Genomic DNA, 13,098 nt, shown 5'->3' with positions numbered 1-13,098 from the left:
CGTAACACCCTTCAATCATGGCTGCACGCGCTGCTGGGGAGCCGAAGGCGGAAACGGTGATGGAGATGAGCCTGGCTCCCGCTTTCAAAGCGAAATTTCAATCCCTGCCCAGCTCGCATCCTGCGCCAGGGTAAAGCAGGCTTCCCGATAATGGCGGGCAACTTTACTGGTTGCGACTTATCTCAGCACCTCTGCACTGAGCGTTCAGGGAACTTCAGGATGGCGAGCGGCAGCCTCGCTCGGCATCGGATTGGGTCCTTTTTGTTGAACGACCAGCCGCACGCCTTCTGCCTGCTCAAGAGGGGACCTTAGATCTTTCCAGCGGGGGGTCTTCACCTCGCTCGGTTGATCATGTCACCCCCTTTGCTGCTCGCGCTGGAACTCCAGTGATGTTCGCTTGATTGCGAATATCTTCTGCGGCCCCGCGCCGGCGTTATTTCGGGACAACGGTCATCAAAAAAGAGCAGCATGGCAAGGCCGTGGGGTACGTAGACTTACTTCGAATATTGTACGTCATCCGCGCGTAAGACGTAAATATGAAGTCTCTTCTACGTCCAATAGCTGGAGCAGCAAGTATGGAGGCAATCGGCTTGCCGAGATATTCTGATGACAGTTTCAGTCGCGAAAGCGCAGGTCATGAGAAAACAAACAGCAGGCACCAGCCAAACTTCAATACTCCATCCAAAGGGCTCCCTAGGTTGGACGAATGTCCTTGGTGTTCGCGTTTCGGCAGTCAATCTTAAAAGCGCGACTGGATTTATTCAAAAAGCGATCGAAGACGGCAGGAAAGAATATGTCTGCGTTCGCGACGCTCACGGCATCGTCCGCTGCCAAGATGATCCCGAGCTCCGGTCGATCCATAACCGGGCATTCCTCGTGACCCCCGATGGCATGCCACTGGTATGGGCATTGAAACGTGCCGGTCATTCGGAGAGCGACAGGGTCTACGGACCGGATCTGATGTTATCCGTTTTCGATGCCGGCAGATCAACGGGCGTGCGCCACTTCCTTTATGGGGCAACAGCCGAGACACTGGAGCAATTGCAGGCACGCCTTCTGGCAAAATTTCCGCAGGCACGGATCGTCGGCTCCTACTCACCACCTTTTCATAAGTTGTCGCTGCAGGAGGAAACGGAAATTGCCGACCGGCTCAATCGGTCGGGCGCCGATATCATCTGGGTCGGGCTGAGCAGCCCCAAGCAGGAACTCTGGATGGCGCGCATGCGTGATCGTCTGAAAGCATCGATGCTCATCGGTGTTGGAGCTGCATTCGATTTCCACGCCGGCCTCAAGCGGCAGGCTCCAAGGTTCATTCAAAGAAGCGGCTTCGAATGGGCGTTTCGTCTTTTGTGCGAGCCGCGGCGGCTGTGGCGGCGCTATGCGCTTGTCGTGCCGACCTTCATCTCACTGACGGCTTTCCAGCGACTGGGACTTCGGAAGTTTCCGATCGAAGACGCCGTCTCCGGGTCGGGTGCGTCGGGACAAATGCAGTAGAGGGGTAAAGCGTCATGTCCTTATTTATGCCGTCATCGATGACACCGGGTCCGTCGAAGGCATCTACATCAAATGACATGACAGCGCGGTCGATTGCGGCAGGATCCGTGCCGCCCATAGCAGCCAAGGCCGCCGATGCCTTTGTATGGGCAGGGCTGAACACCTCCGTTGCACTAGGGCGCCGGTTTCCTCGGCTTGCTACGTCGTCCTTCCTGGTCGCCGGCGACATTGCAAGCTATTTGATTGTCTATTTTGTTCTCCTGTCCTTTCTCCCGAGTGGTTCGGAGGGCATGCTCGTGGAGCGTGCGTTGGCGATCGCAGCACTGGCTGCGATTGTTCTTTACGCATCGGCCGGCCTCTATCCTGGATATCGGCTGCATGACCACGAACATCTGCGGCGGCGCACGGTAGCTGCCGTCAAGGTAGCTGTCCTGACGGCATTCGGAGCAATTATCCTGCCGGAGGCGGAAAGACTGCCGCTTGCGATTATTGTGTTCATCGGTCTCGGGCTGGTTGTGCAGACACTTGTGCATTGGCTGGCACGAGGCCTGTGCGGAAGACTTGGAATCTGGGGGGAGCGCGCGGTCGTCATAGGCGGGCGCAACCTTACTCCCGCCCTCATGGCGCATTTCAAGGTCCACTGGCAGTATGGCATCAGGCCGGAGCCCATTTCCCCCGATAGTTTGGAGGCATTGCCTGATGGCGGGCCATCCATTGCCCTGATTGCGGGCGACGCAGGCTCGCTTCTGCCCGACTTGGCGGTGATGCGCCGGAGGTTCGCCGAAGTCATTTTGCTGTCTGACACGCCGAGCTTCAAGGTAAGCGGATTGCGGCCTGCGGATGTCGGCGGAGAGATCGGTATCCGCCTCACCACTGGTCGGCGTTCGGTCAACTCGGATATGGTTCGCCGGATCCTCGATCTCGCAATCGCTATTCCTGCAACGATCGTGGTCGCGCCATTCATCGCGATTGCAGCGGCCGCAATCTATGCCATCGATCCAGGCCCCGTCTTCTTCCGGCATGCCAGGGAAGGACGCTCCGGCAAGCCGGTGCACGTCCTGAAATTGAGGACGATGTACCAAGACGCGGAACAGCGCCTTGAAGCGTTATTCCGAGACAACCCGACCATGCGCGCCGAGTGGTTGAGTCACTTCAAGCTCAAGGACGATCCACGCATCCTTCCGGTTATAGGACATATGCTGCGCTCCTCGAGTATCGACGAGCTCCCGCAATTGGCAAACATCCTTGCCGGCGAGATGGCCATCGTCGGGCCGCGTCCGTTTCCGGAATATCACCTTTCCGCGATGGACAGCGAATTTCGAGACAAGCGCCGTTCCGTCACGCCGGGGCTGACGGGCCTTTGGCAAATATCCGAACGAAGCAATGCGGATATCGAGCTGCAGCAGCAACTCGACGAGTTCTACATCGACAACCGGTCCTTGTGGTTCGACTTGCACATCCTTCTCAGCACAATTCCTGCGGTCTTAAAGGGCAAGGGAGCCTGCTGACCACATCCACGGGCAACCACCAACTACGGAGCACACCAATGCACGGACACAAGAGAATTATGGTTACCGGCGGCACCGGGTTTCTGGGATCATTCCTGTGCGAAAGGCTTTTACGCGAGGGCAATGACGTCCTCTGCGTGGACAATTACTACACCGGGTCGCGCGACAATGTGCTGCACCTTCTCGACGACCCACGCTTTGAGATTCTTCGCCACGACATTACCTTCCCGCTTTATGTAGAGGTCGACGAGATCTACAACCTCGCCTGCCCGGCATCTCCGGTCCACTATCAGCACGACCCCGTGCAAACGGTGAAGACCAACGTGCACGGGGCCATCAATATGCTTGGCCTTGCCAAACGCACCAAGGCGAAGATCTTCCAGGCCTCCACCAGCGAAGTTTATGGCGATCCGGCAGTTCACCCTCAACCCGAGGACTATCGAGGCAGCGTCAATCCCATTGGCCCGCGGGCATGTTATGACGAAGGCAAGCGGTGTGCCGAAACATTGTTCTTTGACTATCATCGTCAGTATGGCGTGGAAATTCGGGTAGCGCGGATATTCAATACTTACGGGCCGCGCATGCAGACCAATGACGGCCGCGTCGTCTCCAATTTCATCGTCCAAGCGCTCCGAAACGAGCCGATCACCATCTTCGGCAACGGCACGCAAACGCGCTCCTTCTGCTACGTAGACGATCTCATCGAGGGCTTCATCCGCCTGATGGGTACGCCGGCCGGCGTCACGGGTCCGATCAATCTCGGCAACCCGGGAGAATTCCAGGTCCGGGAACTGGCCGAAATGGTCGTCGAAATGACCGGGTCTAAATCAGGCATCGTTTACAAGCCTCTGCCGATTGACGATCCGACCCAGCGCAAGCCCAATATCAGCCGTGCAATGCAGGAATTGGGCTGGCAGCCGACAGTGAGCCTGCGTGAAGGGCTCGAGAGGACGATTGCCTATTTTGAGTGGAAGCTTGCCGGCGGCGTCAGGAACATTCTCGGCGCCAAGTCCCCGCAGGAGGCTTACCCGGATCTGCTTCCTCCGAAGGTCGGCCTTCCTGTCGCGGAAATCACACGATAGAACATGGACAGATTTGTCGACCATCGCAAACCACGGCTCGTCTTCTTCCAGTGGGACCATCAGCCCAATGCGAATGCGGCCGGTTACCTGTTGCTGCATATGCAGCAACAGGTCAAATGCCTCGCCACGCACTTCGATGTCGTCGTCATAAACCACGACTGCGATTATGCCGAGATATGCGACCGTTACGAACCGGATCTGACGCTGTTTGAAAGCGGCTACCGGTCACACGGGTCACAGCGGATAAAAATCACCAATACCAATACCCAGGTTCCAAAGCTCGGCCTCCACAACGCCGATCCGTGGTGCGACCGCCGCAGCGGCTTCCTGTCCGATATGGAGCAGTGGGGCATAGAGACCTTTTTCTCGATTGGAACTATGACGCCCGAATACATGCCGGAGCTCAGGGATAACCTGTTCGTCTGGCCAAACTTCATCGACCCCGAAGTTTATCGCGACTATGGCCAGCAGAAGATCATACCGGTCACGCTCACCGGCCAGGTCTATGGCCTCTACCCTTGGCGGCAGAATGTCTTTCCGATAATCCGCGACCACTATCCCTGCCTGGTCTCGCCGCAACACAGTTATGAAAGCAAGCTTGCCTCCCAGCTGTTGTCGGGAGAGGCCTATGCGCGCGTCCTAAACGCAAGTTTTGTCGTCCCTACATGCGGAACCGCGGGCGGCGAGGTCGTTCGCAAGCACTTCGAGATCCCCGGGGCAAACGCCTGTCTTTTGACGGAACGTACGGCATCGGTGGAGGCCGCCGGCTTTGCCGACATGGAGAACTGTATCTTTGCCGACCACCACAACGTGGTTGAGCGATTGGAATACCTCTTTGCTCATCCCGATGAAATACAGCGCATCGCGACGTCAGGCTACCGTTTAGTTCATTCGCGTCATACGCTGAACCACAGACCTCAAATATATCAATGGTTCATGCTGAACCGAGACCTGCAATTCGGCGAAAAGATCATTCAGCCCGGGCCTTTCGATGAACTTATTAAGGTCGAACGCGCCTCACAGCGAGAGAGTATCCATGTTGTTGGTGAGGCGAGCGATCGCGCCTTGCTGAAACAGGGCGATTTGCTTCTTGAGCAGGACAGGGTGGAGGAGGCCAAGCGCTGCTACCTCAGCTGTCTGGACTATGTATCCTACCTGCCTGAAGCTAAGTTCCGTCTTGCCATCTGCGCTTTGCGTGAGGGCGATGTCGATCGCGCCTATGACCTTATGGTGAACTTGGTCAAGATAACGATGGTCGACTATGGGTCGACCGACCCGGACCCGGTCGAATGGGCTTATTTCCTTCTTTCCTTGATCTGCAAGGGGGAATTTGAGCAGGCGCGGAGGTTACTGGACTTTTATCCATGCCTGTCCCACGATGAGCTCAGGCGCATGCGCCTCATCTTCGAGCAACCGGGTCTAGAAGGCGATCGGGCCGCCTCGCAACGGCGCCGCAAAGATCGAAAAAGCATTCATCAGCTTCCCAAGCGAAGCGATCTTGAATGGCTTTCATGGGTTGCCGATATTCTTGAGCGTTGTGAAAAGCCAGATCTTGCGAACGCTCTTCGTCGTGTCCCTCTTTCCGTCAACGAGACCGGCGAGCGCGTAGCATCTCTATATCTAAAACGTGATCTTGGTTGGCGCTTGCGATTCTACTTGGGCATCGATAGCCTGATGACCAAACTGCGTCTGAACAGCATAAGGCCGAACGTGCCGCCTCTGCCGGAGTTCCGATATCTTCGGCATCTTGCACGGGGCCTAGTGCCCCGCTCACAAAGAGGTGCGTTCCGCAGGATCCGAATGGCGCTTTCCAGGCCTCTTTTGTGACGGCGGCAATTGACTCACGTCGCTGCGAGGTCTCACCAAAACAGGATGATTTTAGGCCGGACTGCCTAAAATCATCCTGAAAAGATGTGATCGGTTGAGTGTATCAGGACAGTTCTCTGCTCGTCCCTGAGCCAGCAAGACTATCCGGAAAGAGATCGTTGAGCTTGAACACGACCTCGGTCCTGTTCGTTGCCTTGACCTTTTTCATGATATTTCGAACATGTACCTTGACCGTGCTTTCTCGCAGATTGAGCTCGTAGGCAATGATCTTGTTCGCCTTTCCGCGCCGCAGTGCCGCTACGACTTCGGCCTGGCGATCCGTGAATATCCCGGCCAGCGGGTGTGCTGTCGGGTTGTTGGACTGCAGCAAGTGACGCATGGCGAACAGGGCGCTTGCGGGAACGAAAAGTCCTCCTGCTACCGATAGCGCAATCAGCTCCATGCAGACGCTGATGCTGACGGAGGCAGGTATGTAACCCTTTGCTCCGTAATCGATCGCCCTCACGATCTGCGCGAAGTCGTCACTATCGGACAATATGATGACCGGTGTCGACACGAATTCCGACGAAAGACCCTTGATCTGCTCCGAAACGACAGGGTCGTCGACCGTCTTGCCACCGACGTTCAAGAGGATTGCCGAAAGCGGAGGATATTCTTCACGCCTTTGCTTCCACTCTTCAATCGATCCAAACGCCAGAATTACGAAATCCGCCGTGTGGGCGGCCATGCATTGCGCAAGGCAGTGCCGATCAAGTTCCCTCTTGTCAAGAATGACAAGCGAGTGCTTTGCCTTTGACGGTCCGGCAAACGCCGTGGATTCTTCTTCTATCTCTAACGGAAGAGATACGTTTTCCTGCCTGTGGCTTATATTTATTGTATCCAAAGCCCTATCCTCCCAGCCTTTTTTTACGCGGTACTTCAAAGTCGAATATCAAACTCCGCTGTAGATATGGGAGTTTAATCACTAGAAGTGCTCATTTAATACCACAGTTCCGAGGATGTTAAACTAATTAATAGTGGTTACCCCAATACATAAGTTCCATCGACAGATACAAATGGTTACATCGTTGAAACTGATCGATCTGAGGCTCATTCATTTGTATGTCGATCCGGCAGGTTGCTACATGTATTCATCTAAACTCGCTAAACCCATGTAAACTATGCCCCTCTTCGACGTGGAGGATTAGGATCGGTCGGCGTGTGACCTGTCGATGCTGATGATCGATGGGATAGACATTCGCATGTGATGGTCATCCAATTTTCGTAAGCAGATACGCCTTTAGGTGAATGAGCTTCAACGTTTTGTCCCTTTACTCAGATGAAGAAAACAATTCTTTTTGAAGGAGAAGAAATAGTTGTTCTGATGAAACGAAACCTTGAAAGCATTCTTGCGATCGACGGTTTCACCCACATCAGGGTCTGTAGAAGAGTAGGGGGCGAGTTGGGATGATTGCATCGAACGTCAACCTGGGTGACGGCTGCGTTATCCACCATCGGGATCTTGTAAATCTCTACGGCTGCACGATCGGCGCGGGAACGCGCATCGGCACCTTCGTTGAAATCCAGAAAAACGTCCTCGTCGGAAAAGACTGCAAAATATCAAGTCATTCCTTCCTCTGTGAAGGCGTGACGCTGGAGGATGGCGTTTTCATCGGCCACGGGGTGATGTTCACCAATGATACCTATCCGCGCGCCGTCAATTCGGACGGCAGCCTGCAGACGGAGGCCGACTGGGTCCTCATCCCCACTCTGGTCAAGCGCCACGCGTCAATTGGCAGCAACGCCACCATTCTTCCTGGCGTGACCATCGGAGAGGCTGCACAAGTCGGCGCCGGCGCCGTCGTCACGAAGGATGTACCCGCCGGCGCCATTGTTGCCGGCGTTCCGGCGAGAATCACCGGTCGCGTTCATGACCGGACAGTTGACATGCAAGCGTTGGGAGGAATGCGATGATCGGCATTGCTGTTGTCGGGTATGGGTATTGGGGTCCGAACCTGGTTCGTAACATCTCGGAAGCGGCCGGTGCGCAGCTCGTTTCTGTCTGTGATCTGAATGTCGAACGGTTGGCGGCTGTCAAAAGCCGGTATCCAGCAGTCACGATCACCGACAATTTCGAGGAAGTTCTGCGCGATCCGAGAGTGGATGCAATTGCTATCGCAACGCCGGTCTCCACCCATTTCAAGCTCGCTATGCAGGCGATGATGGCCGGGAAGCATGTCTTCGTCGAAAAGCCGATGGCATCGACGACGGAGGAAGCTTCGCGGATGGTGGAAGAAGCGGCGCGCCGCCGCCTCGTGCTGGCCGTGGACCATACGTTCGTCCACACCGGGGCCGTTCGCAAAATGTGCGAACTGGTCGAAAGCGGCTTGGGCGACATGTATTATTACGACTCGGTTCGGGTCAATCTGGGTCTCTTCCAGCACGATGTCAGCGTGATCTGGGACCTCGCAGTGCATGATCTTTCCATCCTGGACCATGTTGTGCAGGAAAGGCCGGTGGCTGTTTCTGCGACGGGCATGAGCCATGTGCTCGGCGAGCCGGAGAACATCGCCTATCTGACGCTCTTCTTCGAAAGCAAGCTTATCGCCCACATCCACGTCAATTGGCTGGCGCCGGTCAAGGTGCGCCGCACGCTGATCGGCGGCAGCAACAAGATGGTCGTCTACGACGATCTGGAGCCGAGCGAAAAGATCAAGGTCTATGATAAGGGCATCACGCTGAACCCGAATTCCCAGGCCTATGGGGAGAAGGTGCATCAAATGATGGTCGGCTACCGCAGCGGCGACATGTGGGCGCCCAAGCTCGATATGACCGAAGCATTGAAACGCGAACTTGATCAGTTCGTCGAGTGCATCGATCAGAGTACACGTCCCATTACGGACGGCCAGGCCGGGCTGCGTGTCGTTCGCATTCTGGAAGCCGCAAGCCGGTCGCTCGCCCAGCGCGGTCGTATCATCGAGCTCGAAGAGGCGAGGCGCATTGCATGATCCCGTTCCTGGACCTCAAAGCCCAATATCAATCGATCAAGAGCGAAATCGACGCAGCCGTCCTCGGTGTGCTCGCCTCGGGGCAATACATACTGGGCGAGGAAGTCGCCTGCCTCGAGCAGGAATTCGCGGATTATTGCAACGTCAAACATGCGATAGCGGTCAATACCGGGACGAGTGCCCTGCATCTGTCGCTGCTCGCGGCGGGCGTCGGCCCCGGCGATGAAGTCATCACCGTGCCGTTTACCTTCGTCGCGACCGTCTCGGCGATCTGCTACGCCGGTGCGCGACCGGTATTCGTCGATGTCGAGCCCGCGACGCTGACGATGGACCCGGCTCAGCTCGAGGCAAAGATTACGCCGCGAACCAAGGCCATTGTTCCCGTCCATCTCTACGGTCAGATGGCCGATATGGACGCGATCAAAGCAATTGCCGATCATTACCGGATACCCGTGATCGAGGACGCCTGCCAGGCGCACGGAGCGCAATATAAAGGCGCCCGCGCCGGCAGCATCGCCGCATCCGGCTGCTTCAGCTTCTATCCCGGCAAAAATCTCGGCGCCTGCGGCGAGGGCGGTATCGTCGTCACGAACAGCGACGATCAGGCCAAGACGATGCGCATGCTGCGCGACTGGGGCCAGGAACAGCGCTATCACCATCTGCTGAAGGGCTTCAACTACCGGATGGATGCCATTCAGGGTGCGATCCTGCGTATCAAGCTCCGGCATCTCGAAACCTGGACCGAAGCACGGCGCGCCCATGGCCGGCGCTACTCGCTGCTGCTTGGCGGTTTGGCGAATTTGAGGACGCCTGTCGAAATCACCGACCGGCGCCACGTCTACCACGTCTATGCCATCAGAAGCCGCGATCGCGACGAGCTTCAGCGCGTGCTGACCGCCGAGGGCATTCAGTCCGGGCTGCACTATCCGATCCCCGTTCACCTGCAGAAGGCCCATGCCGACCTTGGTTACCAGGCCGGCGACTTCCCAGTCTCGGAAGCGGCCGCACGAGAGGTACTCTCGCTGCCGATCTATCCCGAGATGCCCACATGGCATGTCGACCAGGTGGCAGCAGCGCTGGAATACGCCTATGTCAGTTGATCGTTTGGGTGAGGCCCGGATCGTGCAAGCGGTACACGGCCGTCATGAAAGACCGGCAGATCCAGCCTACCAGGCCGGGCTGGCCGAAGAACTCAGGCAATCATACGGGCGCGCTGGCCTGATTGAGCTCTACGGTCGTTTCGCGACGGGCGACGGGGTCGTCGATACGATGATGCGCAAAGCCATCTGGCAAGCGATCACGCGGAGTTGCGGCACGGGATTGCAGGTCGCAGGCGGCGCCGGTTTCAAACATCCGGAAACGTTCGAAATCGGCAATGGGGTGTTCATCGGCGCCCAGGCCTATATCCAGGGGCGCTACGACGGCACCTGCGTAATTGGCGACAATGTCTGGATCGGGCCGATGGCCTATTTCGACGCGCGCCACCTGGTGATTGAGGATTTTGTCGGGTGGGGCCCAGGCGCCAAGGTGCTGGGCTCGGGCCACACGGCACTTCCGGTGGATGTGCCGATCATTCGCACGGATCTTGAAATCAAGCCGGTCCGCATCTGTGCAGAGGCCGATATCGGAACGAATGCGACGATTCTCCCTGGTGTCACCATCGGGAAGGGAGCGATCGTTGGAGCGGGGGCAGTCGTCGTTTCCGACGTCGAACCGTTCTCCGTTGCCGCAGGTGTACCGGCGAAATTCATACGTTGGCGTTCGGAGAATGATCCGATGACGAACATGTCGCGTGAGGGAAGATCATGAGAAACAAACGAGTGCTCATTACCGGCGGCGCCGGTCTGATCGGATCGCATATTGCCGATCTTGTCGCATTGGAAAAACCTCGCGAGATCATCGTCCTCGACAATTTCGTGCGCGGGCGCCGGGACAATCTCAGCACGGCAATAGCCAGTGGGTCCGTCAACATTATCGAGGGAGATATCCGCGACAGAGCGCTGCTGGCAAAAACCTTCGACGGCGTCGATATCGTCTTTCACCAGGCCGCCATCCGCATCACGCAATGCGCCGAAGAGCCACGACTGGCTTTTGATGTTCTTGCGGAGGGGACGTTCAACGTTCTCGAATCTGCCGTCAAGGCAGGTGTTTCGAAGGTCGTCGCTGCTTCCTCGGCTTCCGTGCTGGGACTGGCCGAAAGCTTCCCGACCACTGAAGCGCATCATCCCTACAACAACAGGACGATCTATGGCGCGGCGAAAACGTTCAACGAGGGGCTGCTGCGCAGCTTCGCGGAAATGTACGGCCTGCGTTACGTCGCGCTGCGTTATTTCAACGTCTACGGGCCGCGCATGGACGTTTACGGCGCCTATACGGAAGTTTTGATCCGTTGGATGGAGCGACTGATGGCAGGAATGCCGCCGCTGATCTATGGGGACGGCAGCCAGACGATGGACTTCGTCGATGCACGCGACATCGCCCGTGCAAACATTCTGGCCGCCAAAAGTGATGTCACGGACGAAGTGTTCAACGTCGCCAGCGGCACGGAGATAAGCCTGCTGGAACTCGCCAAGATGCTGAGCGACATTATGGGTTCCTCGCTCGAGCCACAGCACAAAGAGGCCCGCACGGTCAACGGCGTGACCCGTCGTCTTGCCGATATCAGCAAGGCCGAACGGCTCCTCGGCTTCAAGGCGGAGATCTCCATGGAGCAAGGGCTTCGTGATCTCGTTGCCTGGTGGCAAAAGCAGACCGACGCAGGGGGGCAGGCAGCATGAGCTCGTCTCAATCCACAACCCCAGCCACAATTCCGGTCGCCAAACCCGTCCTCGGGGAGGAAGAGGCTGAGGCCGCGCGCCGCGTTATTCTGTCTGGATGGGTGACGCAGGGGCCGGAAGTCGCGGCTTTCGAGCGTGAATTCGCGGCCTATGTCGGCGCCCCACATGCATGCGCCATGTCGAATTGCACGACGGCATTGCATTTGGCGCTGAAGGCGGTCGGCGTATCGGGCGGCGACGAAGTCGTCACCGTCAGCCATTCTTTTATCGCGACCGCAAATGCGGTTCGGTACTGCGATGCGGTGCCGGTTTTCGTCGATATTGAAGAAGATGGCTACAATATCGACGCCAGTCTGATCGAAAGGGCAATTACGCCTCGCACAAAGGCCATTCTCTGCGTGCATCAACTGGGTATGCCTTGCGATCTCCGCTCCATCTTGGAGATCGGCAAGCGCCATCAGATACCGGTGATCGAGGATGCAGCCTGCGCGACGGGAAGCGAAATTCTGTGGGACGGGCGTTGGGAGAAGATCGGCAAAGCGCATGGCGACATTGCCTGCTTCTCCTTCCACCCCAGGAAGGTCGTGACGACGGGCGATGGCGGCATGTTGACCACGGCCAATCCCGAATATGACCGGAAGTTCCGGCTCTGGCGCCAGCATGGCATGAGCGTCACCGATGCCGTTCGTCACGGCTCGAAGCAGGTCATCTTTGAAGACTATGACGAGCTGGGTTACAATTACCGCATGACCGATCTCCAGGCCGCCGTCGGGCGCGAGCAGTTGCGGCGGCTGCCGGAACTGGTTGCCCAACGCAGGCTGCTTGCCGAGCAATATTGCGAACGTCTGCAGACGATTGCCGGGCTTTCTCTGCCGGCCGAACCGCGCTGGGCTCGCAGTAACTGGCAGAGCTTCTGTGTGAGGTTGCCCGATACCGTCGATCAGCAGGCTGTCATGCAGACCCTGCTCGATCAGGGCATCTCGACCCGGCGTGGCGTGATGAACATTCATCTGGAGGGCGCCTATTCTGCTCAGAGCTCCCACCGCACTGCCACGAGCCTGATGCGAAGCGTAACCGCGCAGCAGCACACGATCATCCTGCCGCTTTATGCCCAGATGACGGAGGCTGATATCGTCAGGGTCGTCGAGACATTGCGACAGGCCCTTGCTGCGGCCACCACCGGGCGCGTCGTCCGTCAGCCCGAGCAGGACGTCGTACCTGCCTGAAGTGATGCCTGCACACTGCGGAATGTGGATACGAGATCACGACGCGCGCATCATCTGATGCGCGCTCAAACTGCTGACAAGCCCGCCATATTTTCGGCGGGTTTTATTTTTTCGCGGATAGGATGTTTCTGGCCGCAGGATTTGGCGGAGGGAGTCGGGTCGTTCCCGGCTTACGCGGTGGCCGGTTTCGGCGCCTT

The 13,098-nt window shown here is 57.3% G+C and carries 11 protein-coding genes; 10 read left to right on the top strand and 1 reads right to left on the bottom strand.

All coding sequences use genetic code 11. The annotated features are described in order from the left end of the window. Positions 1–636 precede the first annotated feature (636 nt). The 4 genes from FFM81_RS28215 to FFM81_RS28200 are packed head-to-tail and all read left to right on the top strand — an operon-like array spanning position 637 to position 5,911. The gene (locus FFM81_RS28215) at positions 637–1,494 is read left to right on the top strand and encodes a WecB/TagA/CpsF family glycosyltransferase (RefSeq protein ID WP_138384711.1); all 858 of its coding nucleotides are present in this window, start codon (positions 637–639) and stop codon (positions 1,492–1,494) included. Positions 1,495–1,508: 14 nt separating this feature from the next. After that, complete coding sequence (locus tag FFM81_RS28210) at positions 1,509–3,002, top strand: sugar transferase (RefSeq protein ID WP_138384692.1); 1,494 nt, start codon at positions 1,509–1,511, stop codon at positions 3,000–3,002. A 38-nt stretch (positions 3,003–3,040) separates the two neighbouring features. Continuing rightward, on the top strand, positions 3,041–4,084 hold the full coding sequence (locus tag FFM81_RS28205; RefSeq protein WP_097537431.1) for a UDP-glucuronic acid decarboxylase family protein: 1,044 nt from the start codon (positions 3,041–3,043) through the stop codon (positions 4,082–4,084). 3 nt (positions 4,085–4,087) lie between these two features. After that, positions 4,088–5,911: a glycosyltransferase family protein gene (locus FFM81_RS28200; RefSeq protein WP_138384693.1), complete on the top strand. Its 1,824-nt coding sequence runs from the start codon at positions 4,088–4,090 to the stop codon at positions 5,909–5,911. A 103-nt stretch (positions 5,912–6,014) separates the two neighbouring features. Here FFM81_RS28200 and FFM81_RS28195 read toward each other — a convergent pair whose 3' ends face one another. Beyond that, a complete protein-coding gene (locus FFM81_RS28195; protein ID WP_138384694.1) occupies positions 6,015–6,794 on the bottom strand; it encodes a response regulator transcription factor in 780 nt (259 codons plus the stop codon). 563 nt (positions 6,795–7,357) lie between these two features. Here FFM81_RS28195 and FFM81_RS28190 point away from each other — a divergent pair. Genes FFM81_RS28190 through FFM81_RS28165 form a run of 6 tightly spaced genes read left to right on the top strand, consistent with a single transcriptional unit; the run spans position 7,358 to position 12,901 of the window. Then, the gene (locus tag FFM81_RS28190; protein WP_025418120.1) at positions 7,358–7,864 is read left to right on the top strand and encodes an acyltransferase; all 507 of its coding nucleotides are present in this window, start codon (positions 7,358–7,360) and stop codon (positions 7,862–7,864) included. Beyond that, the gene (locus FFM81_RS28185; RefSeq protein ID WP_025418121.1) at positions 7,861–8,898 is read left to right on the top strand and encodes a Gfo/Idh/MocA family protein; all 1,038 of its coding nucleotides are present in this window, start codon (positions 7,861–7,863) and stop codon (positions 8,896–8,898) included. Before FFM81_RS28190 ends, FFM81_RS28185 begins: the two co-directional genes overlap by 4 nt. Next, the gene (locus FFM81_RS28180) at positions 8,895–9,998 is read left to right on the top strand and encodes a DegT/DnrJ/EryC1/StrS family aminotransferase (protein WP_138384695.1); all 1,104 of its coding nucleotides are present in this window, start codon (positions 8,895–8,897) and stop codon (positions 9,996–9,998) included. Before FFM81_RS28185 ends, FFM81_RS28180 begins: the two co-directional genes overlap by 4 nt. Beyond that, positions 9,988–10,707 carry an acyltransferase gene (locus FFM81_RS28175; protein ID WP_138384696.1) on the top strand — a complete coding sequence of 240 codons (720 nt, stop codon included), beginning with the start codon at positions 9,988–9,990 and terminating at the stop codon, positions 10,705–10,707. The genes FFM81_RS28180 and FFM81_RS28175 overlap by 11 nt, the downstream gene beginning before the upstream one ends. Continuing rightward, complete coding sequence (locus FFM81_RS28170; protein WP_138384697.1) at positions 10,704–11,675, top strand: NAD-dependent epimerase/dehydratase family protein; 972 nt, start codon at positions 10,704–10,706, stop codon at positions 11,673–11,675. Before FFM81_RS28175 ends, FFM81_RS28170 begins: the two co-directional genes overlap by 4 nt. Continuing rightward, positions 11,672–12,901 carry a DegT/DnrJ/EryC1/StrS family aminotransferase gene (locus tag FFM81_RS28165; RefSeq protein WP_138384698.1) on the top strand — a complete coding sequence of 410 codons (1,230 nt, stop codon included), beginning with the start codon at positions 11,672–11,674 and terminating at the stop codon, positions 12,899–12,901. The genes FFM81_RS28170 and FFM81_RS28165 overlap by 4 nt, the downstream gene beginning before the upstream one ends. Positions 12,902–13,098: the final 197 nt, after the last annotated feature.

The sequence above is a fragment of the Rhizobium hidalgonense genome, assembly GCF_005862185.2.
In the GTDB taxonomy this organism is placed as follows: domain Bacteria; phylum Pseudomonadota; class Alphaproteobacteria; order Rhizobiales; family Rhizobiaceae; genus Rhizobium; species Rhizobium hidalgonense.
This window is presented reverse-complemented; position numbering and strand designations above follow the sequence as displayed.